Source organism: Helicobacter sp. T3_23-1056, assembly GCF_053654535.1.
The window spans coordinates 60,393-84,844 of record NZ_JBSIUU010000006.1 but is presented as its reverse complement, the minus strand read 5'-3'; the positions used below and the strand labels follow the sequence as shown (position 1 = coordinate 84,844).

Annotated in this window: 25 protein-coding genes; 17 read left to right on the top strand and 8 right to left on the bottom strand. The window is 40.3% G+C overall.

Going from position 1 to position 24,452, the window contains the following annotated elements; all coding sequences use genetic code 11:
- Positions 1 to 7 precede the first annotated feature (7 nt).
- Positions 8 to 649, bottom strand: a complete 642-nt coding sequence (locus ACWIUO_RS04530) for a hypothetical protein (protein WP_454176735.1) — start codon at positions 647 to 649, stop codon at positions 8 to 10.
- Entirely contained in the window at positions 624 to 1,889 is a 1,266-nt protein-coding gene (locus ACWIUO_RS04525; RefSeq protein ID WP_454176734.1) for a hypothetical protein, read from the bottom strand. Before ACWIUO_RS04525 ends, ACWIUO_RS04530 begins: the two co-directional genes overlap by 26 nt.
- Positions 1,890 to 1,953: 64 nt before the next feature.
- Here ACWIUO_RS04525 and ACWIUO_RS04520 point away from each other — a divergent pair, with 64 nt between their 5' ends.
- The 9 genes from ACWIUO_RS04520 (at position 1,954) to ACWIUO_RS04480 (ending at position 12,180) form a co-directional block, all read left to right on the top strand.
- Positions 1,954 to 2,889, top strand: coding sequence for an SAM-dependent methyltransferase (locus ACWIUO_RS04520; RefSeq protein ID WP_454176733.1), 936 nt, complete (start codon positions 1,954 to 1,956; stop codon positions 2,887 to 2,889).
- On the top strand, positions 2,886 to 3,443 hold the full coding sequence (locus tag ACWIUO_RS04515; protein ID WP_454176732.1) for a restriction endonuclease: 558 nt from the start codon (positions 2,886 to 2,888) through the stop codon (positions 3,441 to 3,443). Before ACWIUO_RS04520 ends, ACWIUO_RS04515 begins: the two co-directional genes overlap by 4 nt.
- Positions 3,436 to 3,645, top strand: coding sequence for a hypothetical protein (locus ACWIUO_RS04510; protein ID WP_454176731.1), 210 nt, complete (start codon positions 3,436 to 3,438; stop codon positions 3,643 to 3,645). The genes ACWIUO_RS04515 and ACWIUO_RS04510 overlap by 8 nt, the downstream gene beginning before the upstream one ends.
- A gap of 31 nt (positions 3,646 to 3,676) precedes the next feature.
- Positions 3,677 to 4,609: an ABC transporter permease subunit gene (locus ACWIUO_RS04505; RefSeq protein WP_454176730.1), complete on the top strand. Its 933-nt coding sequence runs from the start codon at positions 3,677 to 3,679 to the stop codon at positions 4,607 to 4,609.
- A gap of 110 nt (positions 4,610 to 4,719) precedes the next feature.
- A complete protein-coding gene (locus tag ACWIUO_RS04500; protein ID WP_454176729.1) occupies positions 4,720 to 5,928 on the top strand; it encodes a DNA methyltransferase in 1,209 nt (402 codons plus the stop codon).
- 2 nt (positions 5,929 to 5,930) lie between these two features.
- Positions 5,931 to 7,811 (top strand): ATP-binding protein, encoded by a 1,881-nt coding sequence (locus ACWIUO_RS04495; RefSeq protein ID WP_454176728.1) that lies wholly within the window; start codon positions 5,931 to 5,933, stop codon positions 7,809 to 7,811.
- A gap of 9 nt (positions 7,812 to 7,820) precedes the next feature.
- Complete coding sequence (locus ACWIUO_RS04490) at positions 7,821 to 9,221, top strand: DNA double-strand break repair nuclease NurA (protein WP_454176727.1); 1,401 nt, start codon at positions 7,821 to 7,823, stop codon at positions 9,219 to 9,221.
- The gene (gene nikC / locus ACWIUO_RS04485; protein ID WP_454176726.1) at positions 9,218 to 10,066 is read left to right on the top strand and encodes a nickel ABC transporter permease subunit NikC; all 849 of its coding nucleotides are present in this window, start codon (positions 9,218 to 9,220) and stop codon (positions 10,064 to 10,066) included. The genes ACWIUO_RS04490 and nikC overlap by 4 nt, the downstream gene beginning before the upstream one ends.
- A 113-nt stretch (positions 10,067 to 10,179) precedes the next feature.
- Entirely contained in the window at positions 10,180 to 12,180 is a 2,001-nt protein-coding gene (locus ACWIUO_RS04480) for an ABC transporter ATP-binding protein (RefSeq protein ID WP_454176725.1), read from the top strand.
- 137 nt (positions 12,181 to 12,317) lie between these two features.
- Here the strand turns inward: ACWIUO_RS04480 and ACWIUO_RS04475 are convergent, their stop codons facing one another.
- Positions 12,318 to 12,440: a hypothetical protein gene (locus tag ACWIUO_RS04475; RefSeq protein WP_454176724.1), complete on the bottom strand. Its 123-nt coding sequence runs from the start codon at positions 12,438 to 12,440 to the stop codon at positions 12,318 to 12,320.
- Positions 12,441 to 12,773 carry a hypothetical protein gene (locus ACWIUO_RS04470; RefSeq protein ID WP_454176723.1) on the bottom strand — a complete coding sequence of 111 codons (333 nt, stop codon included), beginning with the start codon at positions 12,771 to 12,773 and terminating at the stop codon, positions 12,441 to 12,443.
- Positions 12,774 to 12,802: 29 nt separating this feature from the next.
- Between ACWIUO_RS04470 and ACWIUO_RS04465 the strand changes: the two genes are divergently transcribed.
- Both ACWIUO_RS04465 and ACWIUO_RS04460 read left to right on the top strand, forming a co-directional pair.
- Positions 12,803 to 14,518: a DUF262 domain-containing protein gene (locus ACWIUO_RS04465; RefSeq protein ID WP_454176722.1), complete on the top strand. Its 1,716-nt coding sequence runs from the start codon at positions 12,803 to 12,805 to the stop codon at positions 14,516 to 14,518.
- 207 nt (positions 14,519 to 14,725) lie between these two features.
- Positions 14,726 to 16,234, top strand: a complete 1,509-nt coding sequence (locus ACWIUO_RS04460) for a DUF2779 domain-containing protein (RefSeq protein WP_454176721.1) — start codon at positions 14,726 to 14,728, stop codon at positions 16,232 to 16,234.
- Between the two features lie 269 nt (positions 16,235 to 16,503).
- Here ACWIUO_RS04460 and ACWIUO_RS04455 read toward each other — a convergent pair whose 3' ends face one another.
- A complete protein-coding gene (locus ACWIUO_RS04455; RefSeq protein ID WP_454176720.1) occupies positions 16,504 to 17,304 on the bottom strand; it encodes a hypothetical protein in 801 nt (266 codons plus the stop codon).
- A 260-nt stretch (positions 17,305 to 17,564) separates the two neighbouring features.
- Between ACWIUO_RS04455 and ACWIUO_RS04450 the strand changes: the two genes are divergently transcribed.
- On the top strand, positions 17,565 to 17,774 hold the full coding sequence (locus tag ACWIUO_RS04450) for a hypothetical protein (protein ID WP_454176719.1): 210 nt from the start codon (positions 17,565 to 17,567) through the stop codon (positions 17,772 to 17,774).
- On the top strand, positions 17,762 to 17,998 hold the full coding sequence (locus ACWIUO_RS04445) for a hypothetical protein (protein WP_454176718.1): 237 nt from the start codon (positions 17,762 to 17,764) through the stop codon (positions 17,996 to 17,998). The genes ACWIUO_RS04450 and ACWIUO_RS04445 overlap by 13 nt, the downstream gene beginning before the upstream one ends.
- A gap of 26 nt (positions 17,999 to 18,024) precedes the next feature.
- On the opposite strand, the gene ACWIUO_RS04440 is transcribed toward ACWIUO_RS04445, so the two are convergent.
- Complete coding sequence (locus ACWIUO_RS04440) at positions 18,025 to 19,131, bottom strand: hypothetical protein (RefSeq protein WP_454176717.1); 1,107 nt, start codon at positions 19,129 to 19,131, stop codon at positions 18,025 to 18,027.
- Positions 19,132 to 19,335: 204 nt separating this feature from the next.
- On the opposite strand from ACWIUO_RS04440, the gene ACWIUO_RS04435 reads away from it, so the two are divergent.
- From ACWIUO_RS04435 to ACWIUO_RS04425, 3 genes are read left to right on the top strand one after another with little or no spacing between them, the layout of a single operon-like run.
- The gene (locus ACWIUO_RS04435) at positions 19,336 to 19,935 is read left to right on the top strand and encodes a DinB family protein (RefSeq protein ID WP_454176716.1); all 600 of its coding nucleotides are present in this window, start codon (positions 19,336 to 19,338) and stop codon (positions 19,933 to 19,935) included.
- Positions 19,936 to 19,965: 30 nt separating this feature from the next.
- Positions 19,966 to 20,748 (top strand): thiamine phosphate synthase, encoded by a 783-nt coding sequence (locus tag ACWIUO_RS04430; protein WP_454176715.1) that lies wholly within the window; start codon positions 19,966 to 19,968, stop codon positions 20,746 to 20,748.
- A gap of 48 nt (positions 20,749 to 20,796) precedes the next feature.
- On the top strand, positions 20,797 to 22,059 hold the full coding sequence (locus ACWIUO_RS04425) for an AI-2E family transporter (protein ID WP_454176714.1): 1,263 nt from the start codon (positions 20,797 to 20,799) through the stop codon (positions 22,057 to 22,059).
- A 62-nt stretch (positions 22,060 to 22,121) separates the two neighbouring features.
- On the opposite strand, the gene ACWIUO_RS04420 is transcribed toward ACWIUO_RS04425, so the two are convergent.
- Positions 22,122 to 22,352, bottom strand: a complete 231-nt coding sequence (locus ACWIUO_RS04420; RefSeq protein WP_454176713.1) for a hypothetical protein — start codon at positions 22,350 to 22,352, stop codon at positions 22,122 to 22,124.
- Positions 22,353 to 22,529: 177 nt separating this feature from the next.
- Here ACWIUO_RS04420 and ACWIUO_RS04415 point away from each other — a divergent pair, with 177 nt between their 5' ends.
- The gene (locus tag ACWIUO_RS04415; protein ID WP_454176712.1) at positions 22,530 to 22,775 is read left to right on the top strand and encodes a hypothetical protein; all 246 of its coding nucleotides are present in this window, start codon (positions 22,530 to 22,532) and stop codon (positions 22,773 to 22,775) included.
- A 96-nt stretch (positions 22,776 to 22,871) separates the two neighbouring features.
- Here the strand turns inward: ACWIUO_RS04415 and ACWIUO_RS04410 are convergent, their stop codons facing one another.
- Positions 22,872 to 24,446, bottom strand: a complete 1,575-nt coding sequence (locus ACWIUO_RS04410) for a glycosyltransferase (protein ID WP_454176711.1) — start codon at positions 24,444 to 24,446, stop codon at positions 22,872 to 22,874.
- Positions 24,447 to 24,452: the final 6 nt, after the last annotated feature.

Genomic DNA, 24,452 nt, shown 5'->3' with positions numbered 1-24,452 from the left:
AACGATTTCACTCCCACAGGGATTTTAGTAGCGCGATGTAGGCGGGTTGTTTGGAGTTTAGCACTTTAAATGAATCTAATATATGCGAAAAGTCGCTAAAATCTAGCCCGTAGAGTTTGGCTACTTTTATGTCTAGCCGTGCTTTTAGGCTGTCATAGAGTTTTGGCGTGGTTGGGATTTCGCTTTTGTCTATGTCAAATTCGTTTGCTAACTGCGCGAAATGCCCCGCTTTGTCGTTGTAAAGTTGCAAGATAAGCGCGCTCTTAGCGATAAATGCGTAAGTTTCATTGCTTTTGATTTGCTCATCGCTTGGCTGTGGCAGTGGGATTCGCTCCAAATAAGTTTTATTCACATTGATTTGAATCATTGTCCGTGCGAGAAAATCTACGATTAGAGAGTTAAAAATCCCTAATGCAAAACAGATTCGCGTGTGGCTTATATCGCTTGTGCGAATCTGCCCTGAATCTAAAATATATCGCTTTGGGATTAGCCCATACATTGTATGCCCAAATCCGCAATCCTTTGGCAATAGGCTAAAAATCAGTGTCCGCTCATTTGTATCACTTGCAATCGCGCGAAATGCAAGGCGAAAGTAGGCTCTGTCGAATCGAATAAGGGTGGATTCAAAGGTGGCAAGAGTTTGTGGCATACCCACCCCCAAACCCCCTCCGCAAGGGAGGGGGGCTTTTTTCTCTGTCATTCTGAGGGAGCGAAGCGACCGAAGAATCCAAATCGCTAGATATTGAATCGCAATGCTGTAAGGCTGAATCTGTTTTATTGATTCGCCTTTCTATCCTTGATTCGTTGTTTTTATTAGATTCGCGGGGTTTGGATACTTCGCTACGCTCAGTATGACGAAGTGGGGTGTCAGTATGACAAGCGGACTTATAAAGCGATTCTAAAAGTTTGCTATATTGTTTTGAATCAATGCCTAAATCTTGCTTTAAGCGGTAGATTTCTTTGCTTTTTAGGCGATTATCAAAGGCGTCTTTGTCTAAAAAGTAGTTTGGTGCGCTAAACTCGGCATTAAATTGATGAATCATTTTGCCTTCAAAAAGGGGTAAGAATTGTGCGTCATTGCGAGAATTTGACTTGTCAAATTCGTGGCAATCTATTTTTTTGGATTGCTTCGTTGTGGCTTCGCCACTGCCTCGCAATGACACCCACCCCCTAGCCCCCTCCGCAAGGGAGGGGGAATCTGTGGAGTCGCCACGCGATAACGAGGGGGAATTTTCTTTGTCATATTGAGCGTTAGCGAAATATCTCTCTTGTTGTTTTGTGTTTGAGATACTTCGGGCTTCGCCCTCAGTATGACGAAGTGGGGTGTCAGTATGACAAAGTGTGGGGTCAGTATGACGAAGTGTGTTTTTGGATACTTCGCTACGCTCAGTATGACGAAGTGGGGTGTCAGTATGACAATATAAGCAATCCGCTTCGATAAATAAATCCTTATCGTTTGTCATATCAAGCTCACGGCGAAAATCCAAATAGCAGCAATCAAGCGGAGCAAACGCGCTATACGCCTTGCCTAAAATCTCTAAATCCCTTTTGCTTCGCACTTCTTGCAACGCCAAATGCGTAGGGCTTAGTGCGCGAATCTGCGCTAAATTTAGCCTTATCACATTTTCGCGTTTATAGATTTCATCAATATTTGTTTTGTAAAACATTGTTTTTATGGTGTGATTTTTGGGCGCAGTGGCGTTGCTAACCTGCATAAGCGCGAATTTGTAGCGCGAATCCACATCATTAAAAATCCCCTCCCTATTTTCAAAACCATAAAAGAGATTGAGCGTTTTTGACTCTAAAATCTCTTTGCGTAGAATAAAAGTTGAATCGTGCTTAAGTATAAAGTTTGGAAATTTATCGTATAATCCGCAAAATTTTATCAATACAAATTAGCAAAATTTCATATTGCGACATATTTTGAGTGCATTTTATAAAAGGCTTGCATAAATGACAAAAATTTTCAAATACACTAATGGCAATTTGATGAAAAATAATGTCAAAAATAAATTTGATGAATATTTCACAAAGCCTGAAATTGCTAAAAAGCTGTTTGAGAAATTTTGCGAAATCGTGGGGGTAAAAGAGGATTTGTCTAAATTTACTTTCATTGAGCCAAGTGTCGGCAATGGTGCGTTTTTCACGCTACTCCCACGCAATAAAATCGGCATTGATATAAAGCCTACCGAATTTGACACGATTCAAAGTGATTTTTTGGCTTATGATTTGCCAAATAATCCAAATACGCCTTTTATCGTCATCGGCAATCCGCCTTTTGGACATCGTGGCGTTTTGGCACTAGAATTTATCAAACACGCTCAAAATGCGGATTTTGTGGCGTTTATTTTGCCTATGTTTTTTCAAAGTTTGGGTAAAGGCTCGATTCGCTACCGTGTGCCACAAAATCTACATTTGCTTTATGAAGAAACTCTACCCAAAAATAGCTTTTATACGCCACAAGGCAAGGACGCTGATGTGCATTGTTGCTTTCAAATTTATAGCAAAAATCACAAGAGCGAAAAGCGTGAATTTAGCTGGTATAAAGATAGTGGCAAAGAGCCATTTAGTGAGATTTTGCGGGTGGTAACGGTAAGCCTAGCAAAAAACCGCGAATGTGGCAAAGAGTGGATTTTCCACAAAAAAGCGGATTTTTATCTTAGCTCGACTTTTTTTAAAGAAAATGCGGTGGTGGATAGCTTTGAAAAAGTCAAGTATAAAAGCGGGATAGCCATTATTTACAATGATTTATCTCGTAAAAATGAGTTAGATAGGCTTTTTAAAAATGCTGATTGGTTGCACTACTCTACAAAGGCTACAAATGGTTGCTACCACATTGGCAAATCGCATATTTTTCAGCTTTTGGCGGATAAAGGATTTGCACAATGAACTTCAATGGGGCGAATTTAAATGAGATTTTAAAAAATTTGATTGAGGAAAAATATAATGAAATTGCGCATTTTAAAGAAAGCGGGATTTTTGAGAAAATCAATGATTTTGAAGCAAACGCAGTGGGGCAAGTGGGAGAAAAATTTGTCAAAATGGTGTTTGAAAATCTTGACATAGAAATGCAAGATTTTGGCGAAGTGATACACGATGAGTTTGATATTTGCCTAATGGACGGCACAAAAATCGAAATCAAAACCGCACGAAAAGGGCTAAAAAACAACACATTTCAATTTAACGGCATAAATCCAAACTACAACTGCGAATATATCATCTGCATAGGGCTAAGCGCGAAAGCGGCGTTTTTTAAAATTGTGAGTGGTGAGAAAATCTACAACCACAAAACGCGCAAATTTTATCTCAATGTGGGTGGCAAACAAAAGCAAATCGTAGCGATGAATCCGCATAATCTTGCAAATTTCAAACTTACATTAAGCCTTAAGGATTTAGAACCGATAGAAGATTTTGAGAGGAAATTAAGAGAGATTTTTGGGTAGTCTTGCATACTTACTATGCAAGATTATAGGGAGTAACAATGAGCACTTTAGCGATAGAAAAGTTAAAGATGAATGTGTAGTCGCGTTTAGGGAGCTTAGCAAGGCGTTGTGTGTGAAATGCACGATTGAACCGAGTAAAAAAGCAAAAAGCGCGAAAATTCACATCGCAAAATCGGGCATTGAGGGGCGGTTTAAAATTTAAAGCAAAAACAAAACACAAAGGACAATCATCAATGAAAAAACTCATCGCCACGCGCCTGCTTTCTATCCCGCTTATCGTGCTTATCACTTCATTTGTGGTGTTTGTGCTACTTCGCACTTGCGGGAGCGACCCTGTGGCAAGCTACTTGCTAGCCTCATCGCTTCCCCCTACGCCTGAGATGAGCGCGCAGTTGCGTGCAGAGTTTGGGCTAGATAAGCCCATTTTGGTGCAGTATTTGGCGTGGCTAAAATCCGCTTTGGTGTTAGATTTTGGGACTAGCTATATGAGCGGGCGGAGCGTGGCTAGCGATTTTGCGGAGTTTTTGCCCGTTACGCTTGCGCTTGTGGGATTGGGGCTAGGCATCGTGGTGCTAGGCTCGGTGGCTTTGGGGATTTTGAGCGCGAGGTTTGCCGATACGCCACTAGATTTTGTGGTGCGGTTTTTTTGCTTCATCGGGGTTTCTATGCCAAATTTTTGGCTTGCGTTTTTGCTAATGCTGTTTTTTAGTCTGCATTTGGGCTGGCTAGCTCCGCTTGGGCTAGAGGAGGGGGCAAGGGGCTTTATCCTGCCCGCACTTAGTATCTCGCTAATGTCGCTTGCGATAAACACGCGCCTCGTGCGTGCAAATATGCTAGAAGTGGCTAAGGAGCGACATATCCTCTATGCGCGATTGCGTGGATTAGGCGAGCGCGAAATCACACTAAGGCATATTTTTTATAACGCTTCATTGCCCATCATCACGGCTATGGGAATGCACTTAGGCGAGCTTTTAGGCGCGGCGTTGGTAGTGGAAAATATCTATGCTCTGCCCGGAATAGGGCTATACGCGATAAGCGCAATCGCTAGCAATGACTACCCCGTAATCGAGTGCTTTTTCGTGGTGATGAGCGCGGTATTTGTCGTGTGCAACGCGGTGATAGATATAGTGTATATGGCGGTGGATAGGAGGCTAAGCAGGGCGTGAGAGTAGGTTAAAAGCAATATGGATATAAATTATGAAAGGTAGCCATATCGTTAGACTTTATGATATAATCCATACTCAACCTTCAAACCTAAGGACAAGGGGATATTTGCGTGGTAATCATAGATTCACAAGACTACAAGCAACATTCGTATAGGGAATTTTCTAAGATTCACCAAATGACTGCGTATTTGGCAATGTTTCCGCCAAATTTGCCACATTATTTCATAGAGAAGTTTTCACAAATTGGGGATAAAGTGTTTGACCCATTTTCTGGGCGCGGGACTACGGCTTTTGAAGCGTGTAGAATGGGTAGAGTGGGGATTGGTAATGATTTAAATCCGCTTGCAGTATGCCTTACAAAAAGCAAAGTGAATATCCCCACAAAAAAGCAAAATATTTTTAAAAGACTACAAAAACTTGAAACGCAATATAAGCAATCAAATATAATCACCAAAGACATTTCAAGCGATATTAAAATGCTCTATGATGAGCGCACCACGCTACCGCAGCTTGTTTTTTTAAAGCAAAACCTTAGCAAAAAACGCAAGGTGGATAATTTTATTTTGGGAATCCTTACAGGAATTATGCACGGGAAACATCGCAAAAACGGCACTTCTATTTATTGTAGTGTTGATATGCCAAATACTTTTAGTATGTCGCCAAATTATGTGCGAAACTTTATCAAATCTCACAAACTTAAAAAACCAAAGCAAAATGTTTTTGCACTTTTGGAGCAACGAATCAAAGATATTTTGCAAGAGCAAGAAACAGCGTTGAAAGATTTATCGCACTACACAAATGGGGATTGTTTAAAATCTGACGCGCTTGATAGTAGTGCTAAAATCGCCAAAAAATATGGCGCAGATTCTATCTCGCTTATCATCACTTCGCCACCATATTTGAAAAATATCCATTATGGCAAATATAATTGGATACGCCTTTGGCTACTTGATGAGGATACAAAGCAAGTTGATAGCAATGTCAGCATTTATCACAAAACACAAAAGATTAAAGGTATAAAAGACAATTTACCCTTTGAAAAATATGCCACATATATGCAAAATCTCTTTAATAGTTGGGATACAATCCTAAAGCCAAAATCTAGTGCGTTTGTAGTGATTGGCGATGTTGAGGAGCAAAATCTTGCGCGTGATACTTGGGAATATATTATACAAAATGGTGGTTGCAAGTTGAAATTAAGGCAAATTATAGATGATGATATAGAATGCAATGGTGCAAGGAAAGTTACGCGAATATGGGGACAAAAAAAGGGTAAAGCCACTAAAATCGATAGAATCTTGTGGTTACAAAAGGAGTAAAAATGCAAAATTTATTTGATGAAGCATATAAAAAAGAAATTGCCAAGACAAAAGAGCGATTTTTTGAAGCAATCAAAGCCGATGAAAATTTTGTGGGGTATTTGTATGATTTAAACTACGACACGACAAATGTCTTAGTCAATGACTATTTTAAAAATGATGTTAGTGGTGTCCCACACGGCTGTTTTTTAATGGCAATTTACACTAATGAAGTCGCGGATGGCAAGACAGAGGGGATTTTACTTCGCGTGATAGGCGTAGCAGATATTCCACAAAAAAAGGAAATCATAGAGAGCATTACCGATGCACATATCTCTAAAAAAGAATCCAAAAGAGACATTGAGCCAGATGCTTATACAAAGGTTTTTTATCAGTGGAATGGGCTTAGTTGTCGTGTGCTTGGGACATTTTTCTTTGATAGCGATAAAAAACTTTGCTTTGGCACAGATATGGAAAATTTCATAGGGGCACACAATTACAAAGTCTATAAACCACAAAAAAACGAGCTAAATATTATCATCAATGAAAATATTGAGATAAAAGAAAATGAGCCACGAGAACCATTTGGCAAACTGCGCTACTCATCTAGCAAGTCTTGTGATAAGGAGGGAAAATACGCCCCACAAGTCTATCTTAGGACAAATGATATAATTGCAAGGCGTAGCGCGTTTTTTGGAATGACTAGAATGGGAAAATCCAACACCATTAAAATTATCATTTCTGCCATAGAATCACTCAATCAAAACAAAGCACAAGATGAAAAAATAGGACAGATTATCTTTGATATAAATGGTGAATACACTTTTAGCAACGAGCAGGACAAAGGCTCAATTTATGAGAAATTTAAAGATAATGTCATTAGATTTAGCACTTCGCTGAAAAAAGCACAGCAACATAGCGATGTCAAAGCCGTGCAATATAATTTCTACAAAGATGAGACTTTGGAGGAATCTTTTAATTTGCTATGTGATGAGATAATCGCAAATAAAAAGGCGGATTATATTTCCCATTTTACAAATATAAGTATGTTTGAAATAATTGAAGATAAAAATTCGACAGAATATCGCAACCAACAGCGAAAAAAGGCTTTATATAAATGTATTTTACACAAAGCAAAATTTGCAAATCGCAATGAAATTTTAAAATTTAAAGGATTTAGTGGTTTTGGAGAAAGTGTTCCCGAATCTGGGCTAAGCATAAAAGAAGCCACAGCATATTTTGAAAAAATCCAACAAGATTTAAGCAATGTCGATAAAAAATATAGAGATGATAAAGATTGGGAAGCCCTACTTAAGGTATTTCACGGCACAAGGGTTTCGGGCTACAAATCACTAATGTCTTTTAATCATTTGCATTCTTTGGAGGGCATAAACGACTACAAACAAGAAATTGATAAAGCATTAAGAGATGGTAAAATCGTGCTTGTGGATTTATCCACTGCTTCAAGTGAAACGCAAGAAAAATACATTGAGAGACTTTGTCGCTATATCTTTGGCAACTCTATGGAAAAATTTACTAATGAGGAAACACCTGATTTTATCCAAATGTATTTTGAGGAAGCGCACAATATTTTCCCCAAAGATGATAAGGATTTAAAAAATATCTACAACCGCCTTGCCAAAGAGGGCGCAAAGCTAAAAATAGGCATTAGCTACTCCACACAAGAAGTGAGTTCCATTGCGCCAAGTATCCTTAAAAATACGCAAAATTGGTTTATCTCACACCTAAATAACAAAGATGAGGTAAAAACGCTAGAAAAATATTATGATTTTGCTGATTTTTCACAAAGTATTATTCGCAATAGTGATGTGGGCTTTGCGCGAGTGAAACTTTTTTCTAACAATTTCATTATCCCTGTGCAAATTGATGAGTTTAAAATTTAAAGGTGTATTATGGGATATAGCAAAGAAAAAGCCTCAAAAAGCGGACATCAGCACATTATTCAAAACGAACTCGTGCAAGATTTTTTGCAAAAATGCGAAAAAGTGGGCTACGATGATACGATAGAAGCGGACTATGAGGGCAAAATTACTCCATTAGATAACATTAAAGATAAAATTAGTGCCGATATAAAGTGGATTGTAACTGCTGATGGTGGCTACCAAGAAGTCAATATCAATAAAAACTTTCCCTCACATACGCTTTGTTTTTACAATGTTGGCATTCTGTCGTTTAAAACAGAAGATTTATTCAAACTAGAAAATCAACAAACTATAAACCCTGATGATTTGGGTAAGTTAAAAGAACCTAGAATGTTTTCTTTTGTCGTGCCTATGCAAAATATCAAACTCAAAGGTTATGATTTTAAAACAAGTGTGCGAAAGGCTATTTTTGAGATTTTTAGGGACAATCAGCTTGGCGACAAAGACGGAGACTCCAAAAATTCACTCCTTAATACAATGAAATGGCTTATTTTCAAAGAATATGGGAATAAAAAGGGAGAAATGCGAATCGTATGTCCAAATCATTGTGGCGAAATGCTATGTTTTAAAAGACAAACAGATAATTATATAGATGAGAAAAATGATTTTATTGAATGTCCCAAGTGCAAACATACCGCATATATCACAGATTGCTTTCAACTTCACGATGTGGTAGATGAGATAAATGGTGCTGGTGGAATCGCCTCATATATAATGAGTGCTTTTGAAATGGTGCTATTGCTTGGTATGTTTCGCTTTTTTATGGAAAACAATAGCCAAAAAATTTTAAGCGAGATTTTGTTTATCAAAGATGGACCTTTAGCCCTTTTTAGCAAATTAGATGATTTTGCCTTTAAGGTGATTCGTCCATTTATGCAGTTTATGTATGAAAAATCGTTACGCGAAAATGTAAGTTATATAAACTTTGTCGGGTTAGATAAAAGCGGAATGTTTGTCGAGCACCTAAAAAACACCGAAACTAAAATTACTAAAAATAGTATCGTGCTACCAAACCTTGCCTATATCAAACGATTTATTACAGGCGACAATCAATCAGTATTTGGTGAAAATACTTACTTTGGGATAAAAATGCTTGTAAGGGGTGATGAAAACCTCTCATTTGTGCTTGATGTTGCCGTGCCTTTTGGACTAGATGCCTTATACAAAGACTACATAAAAAATCCAAAAATTACAGATTTTCTCTCGCTAAAAAGTATCCTTGAAATCCTTTTTAGGCTAAAATGTGATTTATATCAAAACGCTACACCTATGGCATTTGTTCCTATCGCACTTATCAACAAACTTGTCTCAATATCAAAAAACCCAAGCAAGAAAATCTTAACGATATTTTCAAATGATAGGGTAAAATGAATATGACAACCTCCAAACAAGCAAAATCCCCCAAAAGACTATCCCCTCTTGGCAAGTGCGCCATTTTCGCGCTCATAGCGATTATCGTGTGCGCGATTGTCCTGCCATTTTTTGCGCCTTATGCCCCTGAGGCTATGGATTTGGAGTTGGCGTTAGCCCCCGCTTCAAGCGCGCACATTTTAGGCACGGATTATTTGGGGCGCGATATTTACACGAGGCTTATCTATGGGGCGCGTCTCTCGCTCTGCTCTGTCGGGCTTATCCTTTGTCTTGTGCTTTTGCTTGGCATAGGCGTTGGCTCTCTAGCGGGCTTTGCAGGCGGGCGCATAGATAATGCCATAATGCGAATCTGCGATGTATTCCTAAGTATGCCAACGGCGATTTTATCGCTACTTTTTATCGCGGCTTTGGGCGCGGGGCTAGCAAATGTCATCATCGCTATCGCCCTTACGCATTGGGCGTGGTATGCGCGAATCGTCCGCGCCCTCGTGCTAAGCCTAAAAAACAAAGAATATGTCGCGCTCTCTCGCGTGTATGGTGCGAGCGCGTGGCAAAGCTACAAGCGCAATATGCTAACCCCCATATTTAGCCAATGCCTAGTGCTAGCGACAATGGATATAGGGCATTTTATGCTTCACATTGCGGGGCTATCATTTCTAGGGCTAGGCGTGCAAGCCCCGCAGGCAGAATGGGGCGTGATGTTAAGCGAGGCAAAGGAATATATGTGGAGCAACCCTGAATTGCTACTCTACCCCGGGCTTGCGCTCTTTGTGTGCGTGGCGGTATGCAATGTCGTTGGGGATAGTTTGCGGGATTATTTTGATGTGAATGTGTATGGGCATTAGGGGTGCTTGTGTGTTTTGGGCTATTTTGCGCGATTGCTTTGCGCGCTTTGCTTGATGAACGCATAATGATATTGCTACGCTAGACAATAAATTTTAAAATTTAAAGGCAAAAAATGAGAAAATCTATGAAATCTCACGCTACAAAAGATTTGACACAGCGCACGACTAAAGCAAGCACGCTTGCGCTAAAAAATCTCACCATTGCCAACGGGAAGCGCATTTTGCTTGAAAATGTGGGGTTTGAAATCATAGCGGGGGAGACCACCGCGCTTATGGGGGCAAGTGGCAGTGGCAAAAGTTTGTCCGCGCTCGCCCTCCAAGACGCACTCCCTAGCAATCTCACGCGATTAAGTGGCGAAATCACGCTAAATGGCAAAATCCTAAGTGAGCGAGAAATCCGCGCAAATCGGGGGAAACTCATCGCCACTATCTTGCAAAATCCGCGCACCTGCTTTAACCCGCTACTATCGATGAAAAGCCATATCCGCGAGTCTTTGGGCGCACTTGGCAAGCCTTATACGCCCCATTTGCACGGTGAAGTGGAGGCGATACTGCACGAAGTGGGGCTACAATCTAGCGTGCTACATAACTACGCCTTTGAGCTAAGCGGGGGAATGCTCCAACGCGTGATGATAGCCATAGCACTGCTTAGCGGGGCGCGGTTTCTCATCGCTGATGAGGCGACTACGGATTTGGATATGGTGGTGGAGGATAAGATTTTGGCACTTTTGAGGGATTTGCAGGATTCGCGCGGGCTTGGGATTTTGCTGATAAGCCACGATAGGCGGGTGGTGGAGATGATGGCGGATAAAGTCTATGAAATACGCAGTGATGGCAACGCAACCTTTGGCAGTGGCAATGCGTCTTTTGGCGGGGGCAATTTGCCTGCGGGTAGTCATTGCGTAGATTTTGCGCTTTGGCACAAGGCACGCACGGAAAGTGCGCTAACCTTGTCTCAAACCGCAAAAAACTCCACAAGCACCACCTCACCGACTTTTATTGTGGATTTTGATGAGCAAGCAGATTTTAGCGCAAATGGCGAGGATTGTAGTGAGTTCGTTAATATGAGCGAAGCAAAGCAACTCTACGATAAAAATCCTAAAAACATAGATTGCCACGATTTTGCTTCGCAAAATCTCGCAATGACAGCAAATGCAAAATCCCCACAAAACGCCCTTATCGCGCATAATGTAAGCAAGACTTACACGCGCTACACGCTCTTTGGCAAAAAGCAAAAACGCGTGCTACACAATGTCTCTTTGCGCGTGGGAGCGGGCGAGCGCGTGGCTCTGCTAGGGGCTAGTGGCTCTGGCAAATCCACGCTAGCGCGAATGCTAAGTGGCTTAGAGAATCTAGATTTTAAATCTAGTGCAAAATTTCGCAATAACGACACGCTTTGTCATACTGGGCGAAGCGAAGTATCTCAACAAACAACACAAAGAGATATTTCGGCTTTTTCAAAGCCAAAATATGACAAAAATAATGTGAAAACGGAATTTAACGCAGCTCAAAAAGCTAGGCTAAATGCGGGGATCTACCTCAATGGCGTAGATTCTAAATCCTTCGCAAAATCTAGCGCGCAAAAAAAGTTTTATAAGCAAGTCCAAATTTTGTTTCAAGACCCACTAAGCTCGCTAAATCCGCGACTAAGCCTAAGAGAGAGCCTAGCCGAACCATTGCAAAACCTGCTAGGTGTGTATGACGCACGCGAGCAAGAAGAGAGGATTTTGCCCCTGCTAGCGCGATTGCGTCTAGAATCTCCCCTGCTAGATTATTACCCCGCTATGCTCTCTGGCGGGCAGGCGAGCAGATTTTGCCTTGCTAGGGCGTTGCTTGTGCGCCCAAAATATATGCTGCTTGATGAGGTAACTTCTGGGCTAGATTTTGCGCTTGAGTGCGAGATTTTGGGGATTTTGCAAGAGTTGCAAAGAGAAATGGATTTGGGGATTTTGCTTATCACGCACAGCGTGGAGCTAGCGCGGAGGTGGTGTGAGCGAATCTACATAATGCAAGATGGCGAGATAGTGGAGGAGGCGCGGGCAAATGAGGCGTTTAGGAGCGATTTTGGAGCGGAGCTAGATAGGATTTTAGATTTTGGTGCTAAGCGCGTTTAAGGCTTAGCTAACGCTATGTCATAAAAGCAACAATAAAAGCGAACTATGCGGGGCGATTTTGTGGCGTGCATTGCACATTTTAAAGCGTGCAAAAAACACAAAAATCATAAGCACCAAACGCATTTGCGCGATATTGATTATTGTTTGGAATCGTTGTCCTTTTGCATATCTTTAAGTGGCGCATACCCGAATGTATATGTGATGATGACGCAAAACACAGCGAACGCCACAGCGCAAAGACTTAATACAAAAATTTCCATTTAGTCCTCCTTTATTTGATTGAGGTGTTTTGCATACAGCCTACAAAGCACGACTATCAATGTGCAAGTAGATACGATGCCAAACGCCAAAAAACTCACTTTAATGGGCGTGAGATTTTCGGCATTGACAAAGGCATACGAAATCATACCCAGCAGGGCAAGCCCAAAGGTGGATATGGCTTTCTCTAAATTGTTGAGGATTCTATCAAGTTTTTTCATAAGCGCGATTATAGCGCAAAAATGATTTATGCGGGTGGATTTTGTGTTTGAACATTTGTGCCGTTGCTGTGCATTTAAAAAAATTTGATTTATGTGGTTTTGGTATGATGTCATATTTTGATTTTGAATTTAAGGAGTTTGAGATGATACCAAAACAAGACCCCATAGAGCAATTTTTTAATAACTCATACGCGATTCCTGTTTATCAAAGGGCATATTCTTGGGAAGATGCACAATGGAAAGTATTTTTAGAGGACTTGCAAGAAGCTACAAAAGGTAGCAATCATTACTTTTTTGGTAATGTTTTGCTAGAAAATACAGGCGACATAATCGATGGACAACAACGCATTACTACGATAGTAATTTTTGCTAGGGCATTGTGTAATATATTAAAGGACAAAAAAGAAAAATTAAGCAATGACGATAAAGTCGACAATAAAGAGTTTATTAGGCGTATTGAGGAGGATTACCTTATAAAAAGAGACAAACCAAAACTTGAAGCCGTAGAATATGATAGAGATTATTTTAGAGATTTTATAATTAAGGGTGATGATAAAAAGCACGAACCACAAACGCCATCACAAGAACGAATAAAAAAAGCAAAAGAACATTTTGAAAAAGCATTAAAGAAACTCTCAACAAATGAAGTGTTAAGTATTTTTCACGCAATGCAAGAAGCACAAATTTTAAGCATAACTTTTGATAACAAAAAAGATTCTGTGCTTATGTTTGAGTTGCAAAACAATCGTGGTAAAGATTTAACAAATATGGAAAAATTAAAATCATATTTGGCTTATCAAATCTATACTTATTGTGGTGATAATGCTGAAACCAAACTCGGCGAGATGACAAAGATTTTTGAAGAAATATATCGTTTGCTAAATGATATAAAAGCGAGCGAGGATTCCATACTTGGTTATTTTAATATGTCAAAATCTAAATTTGGTTTTCGCTATAGAGAAAATGATAACGAACTGAACTACAAAAGAGAATTAAAAGAAATAAACGAAACAGAAGCAAAAATAAAATGGATTGATAGTTATGTAAAAGAATTGAAAAATGCTTTTGTAGAATTTAAAGAGTTTGAAAACTTGAATAGCACTTTTGGGAAATACTTGCAAGATTTGCAGGTTTGGGAAGTTTATCCATTTGTAATAAAAGCCTATCGTCTATTTAGAAATACACAAGACAAAGCAGATAAACTAGAGCAAATTTTTAAGGCATTGGAAGTTATCGCATTTAGAGATAAACTTGTCCAGACTAGAGCAGATTTGGCTACAAGACTTAATGGTGTTGTAGAAAGTTTTGATAGTGTAGAATCTCTTTGTAATGGACTAGAAAAAATTTATCTAGATGAACCGTGGTATTGGGGCAACGACACTATTATAGACAAGCTTAATAATATTTATATAGAAAACAAAGAAATTATCCCTTATTTGCTTATGAGATATGAAAACTATCTAAGAAACAATCAAGCACAAACTAAGGGGTATAAATTTGAGCTCAAATTATTTGAGCTCAATGATATAAAGAAACCTCACATAGAGCATATATCCCCACAAAAAGAAGCTGTTGATAAGAGTGGAAAAAAGACAGGGTATGCCAAATATACAGAAAGGTTTTATGAAGATTACATAAATCGCATTGGTAATTTACTACTAATTGCAGGTTCTCATAATATTTCTATCGGCAACGAACCATTTGAAACAAAGCTAAAAAGCTACGAAACTTCACCATTGGCACAGCATAGAGAAGTGAAAAATTTTGTGATAAATAAAGGCATTTGGGATAAAGATGCTATCGACAAACGCCACGAGGCATTAGAAAAATTTGTCCTTGAAACTTGGAGTTTTAAATAATTCTAAATTCACACGCATTTTGTGCTTATCGTCTTGCCAAATAAAAACCTAGACACCAAAATGTCCGTTTTTAATCGTGCGACAAAATGGGCAAAAAACAAAATAAGACATTTTTTTGTCCGCTTTTGTTATTATAATTTTCACAATGCCAAAAACGCCACAAACAAGGCTTAAAACAAAGGCAAATCACAACAAAAAGGACAACAAATGAGCTTACATTTATCCAAATCCCAATACCTGCGCGGACTGCAGTGCAAAAAATCGCTATGGCTCTATAAATACGCCCGCGAGATACAAGACACCCCTAGCGAGTCGCAACTTGCGCGGTTTGAGAGTGGCGATAAGGTGGGCGAACTAGCGTTAAAACTATTTGATTGCACGGAGAAAATCAAATTTGATGAGGGCGATTTCGCTACAAAAATAGCGCGGACAAAAGCCCTTATAGATAGCGGTGTGAGCGCAATCGCGGAGGCGACATTTGAATATCAAGGCATAATCGTAATGGTGGATATACTCCAAATCACGCCACAGGGGCTAATCATCAACGAAGTCAAAAGCGCGACAAGCCTAAAAGGCGTGTATATCGATGATTTGGCGATACAATACTTTGTGATAACGCAAGGCGGTAGCCAAAACGCCCATAAAGTCGCAGGCGCAAATCTAATCCACATAAATAACGGCTATGAGCGCAATGGCGAGCTGGAGCTAGACAAACTCTTTGCGCGCATAGATTGTCTAGAATCTGTGATAGCAAAGCAGGGCGAAGTCGCGCACAATCTAGTGGAGTTTGAAAAAGCCCTAAGCAATACAGAAATCTACCCACAAATCCCCATAGGAACGCAATGTAGCACGCCTTATGATTGCGATTTTCGTGGCTATTGCTGGCATAGCGTGCCAAAGCAAGATTCTATCTTTCACATCGCGGGGCGCAAGGGCTTTGATGCGTTTGCGCTCTATCACAGCGGGATACGAAGCTTTAGCGAGATAGATTTGAGTATGCTAAATGAACGCCAAAAGCTCCAAGTCCAAAGCGCGCTAAAAAAAGAAGTGCATATCGACAAAGACGCGATAAAAGCCTTTCTCGCCACCCTGCGCTATCCTGTGTATCACCTAGATTTTGAGACTTTTACTGAAGCCGTCCCTAGCTTTGATAAATCGCGCCCGTATATGCAGATACCCTTTCAGTATTCGCTGCATATTGATTATGGGGATTTGGGAGAGCCAAAAGAGGCGGAGCATAGGGAGTTTTTAGCCGATGAGCATAGCGACCCGCGAATCGCATTTGTAGAATCTCTTGTGCGAGACATTCCGCAGGGGGCGTGCATTTTGGCGTATAATGCGAGCTTTGAAAAGGGCGTGATGAAAAATCTCGCAGAATCCTTCCCTAAATATGCAGAGGCGTTGGAGGGATTTTGCCAAAATACGCTAGATTTGATGAGCCCTTTTGCGCACAAAGAGTATTACCACTACGCGATGAATGGCAGCCACTCTATAAAGGCAGTCTTGCCTGCGCTTGTGCCAGAGATGGAGCGCGCGTATAGCAGTTTGGAGCTTATCCATAATGGCAACGAGGCGATGAGTGCATTCCCGCGACTAAAGCTAATGAGTGAAAATGAAAGAGAATCCTATCGCAAAGCCCTGCTAGAGTATTGCAAACTTGATACCTTAGCAATGCTAAAAGTGCTAGAAAAGCTAAGAGAGGCGGTGAGGGATTGAAGTGGTGGCAAACGCAGTGTGGAAAAATCAAAGCAAAAATTTTATGATTTTGCGTTATGATTTTATGTTGTGCTTTTATTTAGGTGCATTTTTTCGCGCATAATTTTTCGCACATTTTATTTCGCGCTATTTTTTGCTAAATAAAATGAATTTGCGAAATAAAACGGCATAAAAATGCAAAATCTTGCAAATAAAAAATAGCGCGAAAATCTACAAAAATCCAAAATCTATAAAAATCTAAAAATAACAAAATCTCTTTTTAGATTGCATTATTTAGCCGTTTTATTTTTGTCAAAATGCGCCTTGATTTTAACGCTAAACTCATCATACGCATCAGAGACAAGCCCCATATATTCATTTTCAAATTCCGCCAAAATGTAGCCTATTTTTTCTTGGTAGAGGGATTGTTTTTGGGCATTAGTAGCGGTGCTAGATTTTGGATTTTTTATCGTATTTTCGCTAGATTTGGCGCTAGATTTTTGGCTAGCAGAATCTTTATTGGGCGATTTTGGCGATAGATTTTTGCCAAAATCGTGTTTATCTAGCTCGGCTTTTGCCTGCGCTACTTGGGACAAAAACCCCTCTGTGATGAGAGAGATTTCCGCTTCAAATGCCACAAATTCATCTACCACACTATACGCATTTGCCACTTCTTTAGCCGTATTTATAAAATGTCGCAAAATCTTATTTCTAGATTTTGATATTTCGTGCATATTTTCGTTTTTTTCTTTAAATTTATGATAAAAATGCTCATATTCCATCACGCTATATGTCGCTTTTGCAAAGCCTCTGTTCTCTGCTTCTAGCGTGATATGTAGCCTAGAGCGTATCGTGTCTATGTTGGATTTTAGGGTGGTGTGTATGGCGTTTATGTCCTTTTTTAGTGGGCTAGATTTTGTATCATCTAGGGCATTTATGCTAGTCATCGCAAATGCAAAAAACGCAAAGATAGTAAAAATAGCGTTAAAAAATGAGCGATTTTTTGCAGTGGTTTTGTGGGGGATTTTGGATTTGATTTTGTGTGTGATTTTGTGCTGATTGTGCGTAGCGTTTGAGTATGATTTTTTCATTTTTACCCCTTTTTGTTTGATTTGCTTGCGTTTTTTTGGCTAAACCTTTAGCCTGCCAAACACAACGATACCAAAAAAAAAAAAAACGGCAAGATAGATAAATGCGACACAAGTAGCCACAAACTAAGCACGCAAAAGAAATATCCAACGCAAACCTGCCAAAATCTATGAAAATAACGATAAATGAAAATGTAACAAAAGTGTAGAAAAAATGTAGAATTTGTGTGGGGGTTGTAGATTTTTGTAACAAATGTTGGTGTTTGTGTGGATTTTGCATCGATTTTTTGTCATTGCGGGAAAATGTAGCTGGCAAATGCAAAAAATCATCGTCATTGCGAGAATCTACGCTTTGCGTAGATTCGTGGCAATCTATAAAATCTATTTTGCGGATATGGCTTGCCAAGAGTGGATTTGGAGAGTGGATAAAGGTAGATAAAATGGAAAAAAGATTTTGTGCGTGGAAAAAATAGATTGCCACGCGTTAAAATCTAAGATTTTAACGCTCGCAATGACGGAGCAAATAACGCAAAATGTAGCAAATAAGGCAAATGTAGTAAGTAGTGCAAATGGAGAAAAAAACGCAGACAAAAAACGCAGGCGAAAAATAGCGCGCATAAGACATAACGCGTTTTTGAAATATAAAAAGTTGCCAAATGATTTTGACAAAATATTTTTTGAAAAACTCTTTTTATAAAAATCTGCGTTTGATTTTATCAGGGATTAGATTTTGGATAGCAAGTTTGCAGAGACATTGCAGCTTGCGATATGCCAAACCGCCCCGCGCAAATACACATAGCCTTCGCTATCCTCGCTTACTTGCGTAGGCTCGCCACTAGGTGGGATAAGCATCGCTTTGCTATCCACCCCAAAAAAGCGATACCCCACCACAAGTGCTGCTGCCATACCGCTACCACAAGATAGCGTTACAGCCTCTACTCCGCGCTCAAAGCTAGCAAATTTTACTCGTTTATCATCTACTTTGTGCGCTATGGTGGCGTTTGCGTCAAATTTTTTCCTAAGAATGGCTAGGATTGGCTTATTTTGGGCATTATCTTTGGCATTTGGCAATAAATCTTCGCTCAAAAAACATACCAAATGAGGCACGCCTGTGTTTAGATAAAACCACTCGCTATTTTTTAGCATCTCAAGTTTATCAAGCGCGAAATGGGCTAATCCCTTAGAATCCTCCACAAAATCCTGCCCAAAATCTTTATCCAAATCGCCATTTTTACCAAAATCCCCCATAGCCCAGCGCAACGCCAAATCAAAGCTAGAATCTTTAGATTCTTTTATCGCTTTTAGGGCGGGTGCGTAGCTAGATTTTCCCTCTTCCATATAGTTTGTGATTTCTTTTAGCGATACAATCTCTTTTAGTTTGCCTAGCTTTTTTAGGCTGTGAAATTTCCCTAGATTGCTTTGAACTATGTCGCCATCTACTTCTATGCTGATTATCCCTGCTTCGCTTAAAAAGCTGTGTCTTTGCCCCGCTAGCCCGAAACAAAAAGCATAATGCCCCACGCACCTGCTAGCATTGCCACACATACTTGCCTTGCTTCCATCGGAGTTATAAAAATCCCATTTGTATGCGACATTTGCCGTGCTTTTTGGGCTAGATTCTTTTGTGTGCTCTTTGGTAGAATCTTTTGTTTGATTTTGCGGTAGCACGACTACTAGCCCATCTGCACCGATACCATAAAATCTATCGCAAAGCCTTTTTGCTAGCTCGCTAAAATCGCTCTGCATAAAGGTATGAAAGATAAGAAAATCATTGCCATTTGCGCAGTATTTTTGGAGGATTAGATTTTGAAATGGCGCGTTTTTGCTCATACTTGCTCCTTGTGGGTTTGATTTGAAATAAATGCGTTTTGTTGTGTTTGAGTGTGTTTGGTTGCGTTTGATAGAAATTTTTGCATAAAAGTTGTGATTGTTGCGCTTTAGGTGCTAGAATTGTAGCGTATTTGAGTGCTTGCTAGCCCAAAGATTTATGCAAACGCACAAATACAAACGACATAAAACACAAAAGGACACACAATGCCAAACACGCAAAATTTTCAGCCAACTTCACAACCAATCTCACAACAAACCTCACAAACAAATCTGCAACCAACTTCACAACAAGCCATTTTAGAGCTAATGGCGACATACAACCAACGCGCAAATAAAGCGATGATAGAAGTGCTAGAGGATTTAGATGAGGGCGAGCTGCACAAAGATAGGGGGCTGTATTTTAAGTCGATTTTGGGGACTATGGCGCATTACACCGCAGCGGACGCCACATTTTTTAAGGATTATTTCGCGCCTTTTTGTGCGTCAGATGCCACTCCAAGTAGCAACAAAATCGAGGCAATGCTAGAATCTGCTTTCACACTTAAACCTGAAATACACAATGACGCGACAAATCTCTTTGCCGCACGCGAAGAAATCGATAGCTATATCTTGCAAGTAATCGCGGGCATAGAGGATTTTAGCGCGATAAAAGAGATAAACCACCCACGAGGTAAAATCAAAAAACCTGTGTATCATTTTGTCTTTGAAATCTTAAATCACGCTACGCATCATAGAGGAATGGTATCTTGCGTGCTAGATTCTATGGGGGTAGAAAACGACTTTAACGGCGCACTTTCAATCTAGCCATTTTATCGTGCAAAATAGAGTCTAACAATGTCTAACCAAAATCTAAACATCTTTGAATCAAAAAAGCCTATCCTCTACCTTGTCGCTAGCAAAGATACTTTTGGGGCAAATCGAAGTGAGGAAGAGTTTTTGGGTATCGTGCGTGAGGCATTAGCAGGGGCAAATGGCGCGGATATGCTCCAACTGCGTGAAAAAAACCTTGATGCAAAGGATTTTTACGCCCTTGCGTGCAGGGTGAAATCTATTTGCGATGAGTGTGGCAAGACGCTAATCATCAATGATAGAATCGATATAGCCCTAGCCTGCAAGGCAAGCGGCGTGCATATCGGGGTGAAAAAGGATTTGCCCGTGCGTGTGGCAAGGGAGATTTTGGGTGAAGATAAGATTTTGGGACTAAGCCTAAATCAAGTAAGCGAGATAGAATCTTTGGGTGAGGATATATTTTGTGCGGATTATCTAGGGGTGGGTGCGGTGTGGGACACTACGACAAAAGCAGATGCCATAACCATAGGCGTAGATGGACTAGCTAATATCGTAAAAAAAATCGCTATTATCAAAAAATCTGCCTCAAAATCTGCCACAAAATCCACGCCAAAAACTAGCATAAAATCCGCCTCAAAATCCACTTCAAAAAAAACCAAAAAACTCCCCATCATCGCCATAGGTGGAATCTATGAGCATAATGTATGCGAGCTAGCAGGGCTAGAGCTAGCAGGCGTAGCGGTGGTGCGCGCGATAATGGACGCTAAAAATCCAAAGCTAGCAAGCCAAAATCTAAAAGAAAAGATTTTGGCAACTTTTGGCAAGTAGTCTTTGTCAAAAGTGTTTTTTATCAAAATGATTTTATAAAGGAAAAAAATGTTTGCAAATTTACTAAATAAGATTTTGGGAAATAAGATTTTGGCAACTAAAATATTTAGCACAAAATCCAACGAGCCACAAAAAAAGCCACAAAATCAGCAAGACGCTAAAATCCACACACAAGATAGCATAAAATCTAGCACTAAATCTAACGCGGATTTTGATAAACCTGCGCTAGATATGAGGGGGGATTTTAGCGTAGCGACTAGCCACACGCACTCACTTCGCGCACAAGTGTTTTTTGGGATTGCTTTTTGCGTGTCGCTAGGGCTTATGGCATATCTTTATTATGCGTTTTTAAACGCGCTTTGTGTAGCCGCTCTGCTTTGTGTGGCTAGCTATTTTATCAAGCAGTGGTTTATGAGGTTTGTCAAAAGCAATGCCCTAGCTTCGCTTTTTAGCGTATTTGTGCTACTTTTGTTGCTTATTGTGCCGTTATTTTTTGTGATTCATCGCGGGGCATTATCATTGCTAAATATCGATTGGCTAGCAGCCCAAACCCTCTACCAAAGCGCAAATGACAACATCGCCTATATCCTCTCTCACCTGCCATTTGATATAAATCTAGGACTTCCAAATAGTGAGAATCTTTTAGCCAAATTTTCCCTATCCTCCATCGCGTCCAACGCCACAAATATCGCCTCATACATCATCAAAGAGAGCATAAATTTTCTCATTGATATTTGTTTTATTATGGTGTTTTTGTTTGTGTTTTTTTATTATGGGGGGCGGATTTATAAGTATTTGGAGCGGATTTTGCCTTTTGGCAGGGGGCAAGTCGCGCTTGTGGCAGGGGAGATAAATGGCGTGCTTAGGGTGGTGTTTTTTTCTACGATTTTAAATGTCTGCTTGCAGGGTGTAGCGTTTGGCGTGTGTGCGTGGGCTTTTGGGCTTGATGGGGTGCTTTTGGGCGTGCTATATGGGATTTGCTCTCTTATCCCTATCATTGGTGGGATTTTGGTGTGGCTACCTACTGCGCTTGTGCTATATGCGCAGGGGCAGGCTTATCACGCGGTATTTTTGGCGTTATATAGTTTGGTGTTTATCGCATTTATCATCGATAGCGTGGTGAAGCCATTTTTGATTCGGGTGGTAAATAAACGATTGCTTGACAAGCCACTAGAAGTCAATGAATTTATCATATTTTTTGCCATTTTTGCGGGGCTTGGGGCGTTTGGATTTTGGGGGATTATCTTTGGTCCTGCGATTAGTGTGTTTTTTATCGCATTGCTTAGGATTTATGAGAAAGATTTTGTGTAGAGTTTGTATTTTGTCATTGCGAGCCAAACAAGGCGAGCCAAACAAGCAAAATGCAGGTTTTTTTAGAAAATCGTTAGTTTTTTGTGTATGGATTTTTTGTATTTGTCATTGCAAGCAAAATGAGCGTGGGTGAATTTTGCGTGGCAATCTAAAATCCCCCTCCCTTTGCGGAGGGGGTGCAGGGGGTGGGTTTTTTTGTCATTGCGAGCGGATTTGTCAAAATCCGCGTGGCAATCTAAGATAAAAAAATACCAAATAACGCTTTTTTGTAATTTTTGGTTATAGATTGCCACGATTTTGCGATTTTTTACAAAAACGCAAAATCTCGCAATGACGAACTAAAATTGTCATATTGAGGTTTCGCAAGAAACAAAAATATCTCTATTAAATTGTGGTTTTTAGAGATATTTCGCGCTCACGCGCTCAATATGACAAAAATAGATTGCCACGCGCAATAAATTGCGCTCGTAATGACGATTTTTGGAATCTACCCACCCCCTAACCCCCTCGTGCTAAGGGAGGGGGAAAGAAAAAGTTGCAAGTCTGCAAGGGAAGTGGTTTTTAATTTCCCAAGTATCCCGTCATTGCGAGCGGATTTGTCAAAATCCGCGTGGCAATCTACGATAAAAAATTACCAAATAATGCTTTTTGTAATGTTTGATTATAGATTGCCACGATTTTGCGACTTTTTACAAAGTCGCAAAATCTCGCAATGACAGAAAAAGCAGAATCGTAATGGATTGCCATAAATCGCTAGCGCGATTCTCGCAATGACAAAATGAGTGCAAAATCGCAAAATCTACTACAAAATATTACGATTTTTTTTCAAGCAATTCTTGCCACTTTTGGACTACCACAGATTGTGAAAATCTCTCCCCTACAAGCCTTTTGGCTTCGCATCCAAATGTAACGCGCAAATTTTCATCGTTCATTAGCGTGATTAAGTGCTTTGCGTAACCCTCCAAATCATTATCGCTCACCAAATAGCCACTTTTATTATGCGCGATAATATCGCTAGGTCCTGTGGCGATGTCAAAAGCAATGCAAGGCAACGCATAGCTACTCGCCTCCACAAGCACCATAGGGAAGCCCTCAAAGTGCGAAGCCATCGCATAGATACTCGCTCCCAAATATTCGCGCTCTATTTCTTTGGTAAATGGCTTTAAGATTATAAAATCTTGCAAGTTTAGGGATTTGATTTTGGATTGTATCTCACTTTTTAGGGGACCGTCGCCTACGAGGACAAGTCGCCAATCGGTTAGATTCTGCGAATCTGCACTTTCCCCCTCCCTTGCGGAGGGGGATACAGGGGGTGGGTTAGATTCTGCAAAATCAATGCCATTCGTAGAGTCTAGCACGAAAAACGCAGAATCTACTTTGCTTTGTGGATTTTTACCCACCCCCAAACCCCCTCCGCAAGGGAGGGGGCTTAAATTTTTCTCAGCTTCGCAAGGGAGGGGAGATTTCAAAACAAGTCCCTCCCCTTGCGGGAGGGACTTAGGGTGGGGTATTTGAATTATTTCTTGCAACATTCCCCAAATATCAATCAATCGCAAAAAGCCTTTTTGGTCGCCATTATCCATTCGCCCCACGCTTAACACCACTTTTTGCGCGTGATTTGTGCATTGCGTGGGAATCTTTGGGATAAAGTTTGGGATTACACGCACATTGTGATGATAGTGTTGCCATATAGGCAACTCAAGCGATGATAGCACGATAAGGGTGTCAAAATAGCGCAGTTTGCGCCTAGCCTTTTTAGGGGCACTCAAATGCCACAGACGCACAAACAATGGCTTAAAATCCCGCTTTTTGCGCCTAAAAAGCGGTATAAACCACCCATCATTTGCTAGCACAATATCAGCGTTTGTTTGTTGCGCGATTTTGTGCGTTTGATAGCAAAAAATGATGCGCAAAATGCTTTTGTGAAAAAGCGCGGTCAAAGGATTTTTGCTCTTTGCTTTTTTGTCGCAAAGATGGACGCAAGAAATGTGCGAATCAAGCGGATAAATGGGCGTTTTGTGTGTGCGAAAAAAGCTAATGATTTGCACTTCATAGCCCAAATTTTGCGTAAAGGCATTTGCTAGATTTACGCCCACACGCTCTCCGCCACCGCCTTCTGTAATGTCTTTTAGTGTGATTAGGACGCGCTTTTTAGGCGAATATAATTTTTTGTCATTCTTAGCGAGTGAAACGAGCGAAGAATCTCTATTTGTCGATTTTTGAGATACTTCGCTTCGCTCAATATGACAAAAATCGCCGTCATTGCGAGAATCTGCGTCAGCAGATTCGTGGCAATCTATATTTTTGGATTGCTTAGGCGATAAATCGCCTCGCAATGACGAATCAGAGTGGATTGCTTCGGGCAAATCTGCGATTCGCCCTCGCAATGACGA

Bases quoted from the DNA above. Each gene is read 5' to 3' on its own strand.
- ACWIUO_RS04505 (WP_454176730.1), top strand. From the start codon at position 3,677: ATGAAAAAACTCATCGCCACGCGCCTGCTTTCTATCCCGCTTATCGTG.
- ACWIUO_RS04465 (WP_454176722.1), top strand. From the start codon at position 12,803: ATGATACCAAAACAAGACCCCATAGAGCAATTTTTTAATAACTCATAC.
- ACWIUO_RS04460 (WP_454176721.1), top strand. From the start codon at position 14,726: ATGAGCTTACATTTATCCAAATCCCAATACCTGCGCGGACTGCAGTGC.
- ACWIUO_RS04490 (WP_454176727.1), top strand. From the start codon at position 7,821: ATGGGATATAGCAAAGAAAAAGCCTCAAAAAGCGGACATCAGCACATT.
- ACWIUO_RS04520 (WP_454176733.1), top strand. From the start codon at position 1,954: ATGACAAAAATTTTCAAATACACTAATGGCAATTTGATGAAAAATAAT.
- ACWIUO_RS04430 (WP_454176715.1), top strand. From the start codon at position 19,966: ATGTCTAACCAAAATCTAAACATCTTTGAATCAAAAAAGCCTATCCTC.
- nikC (WP_454176726.1), top strand. From the start codon at position 9,218: ATGAATATGACAACCTCCAAACAAGCAAAATCCCCCAAAAGACTATCC.
- ACWIUO_RS04435 (WP_454176716.1), top strand. From the start codon at position 19,336: ATGCCAAACACGCAAAATTTTCAGCCAACTTCACAACCAATCTCACAA.
- ACWIUO_RS04530 (WP_454176735.1), bottom strand. From the start codon at position 649: ATGCCACAAACTCTTGCCACCTTTGAATCCACCCTTATTCGATTCGAC.
- ACWIUO_RS04495 (WP_454176728.1), top strand. From the start codon at position 5,931: ATGCAAAATTTATTTGATGAAGCATATAAAAAAGAAATTGCCAAGACA.
- ACWIUO_RS04480 (WP_454176725.1), top strand. From the start codon at position 10,180: ATGAGAAAATCTATGAAATCTCACGCTACAAAAGATTTGACACAGCGC.
- ACWIUO_RS04425 (WP_454176714.1), top strand. From the start codon at position 20,797: ATGTTTGCAAATTTACTAAATAAGATTTTGGGAAATAAGATTTTGGCA.
- ACWIUO_RS04455 (WP_454176720.1), bottom strand. From the start codon at position 17,304: ATGAAAAAATCATACTCAAACGCTACGCACAATCAGCACAAAATCACA.
- ACWIUO_RS04475 (WP_454176724.1), bottom strand. From the start codon at position 12,440: ATGGAAATTTTTGTATTAAGTCTTTGCGCTGTGGCGTTCGCTGTGTTT.
- ACWIUO_RS04415 (WP_454176712.1), top strand. From the start codon at position 22,530: ATGACGATTTTTGGAATCTACCCACCCCCTAACCCCCTCGTGCTAAGG.
- ACWIUO_RS04470 (WP_454176723.1), bottom strand. From the start codon at position 12,773: ATGACATCATACCAAAACCACATAAATCAAATTTTTTTAAATGCACAG.
- ACWIUO_RS04515 (WP_454176732.1), top strand. From the start codon at position 2,886: ATGAACTTCAATGGGGCGAATTTAAATGAGATTTTAAAAAATTTGATT.
- ACWIUO_RS04440 (WP_454176717.1), bottom strand. From the start codon at position 19,131: ATGAGCAAAAACGCGCCATTTCAAAATCTAATCCTCCAAAAATACTGC.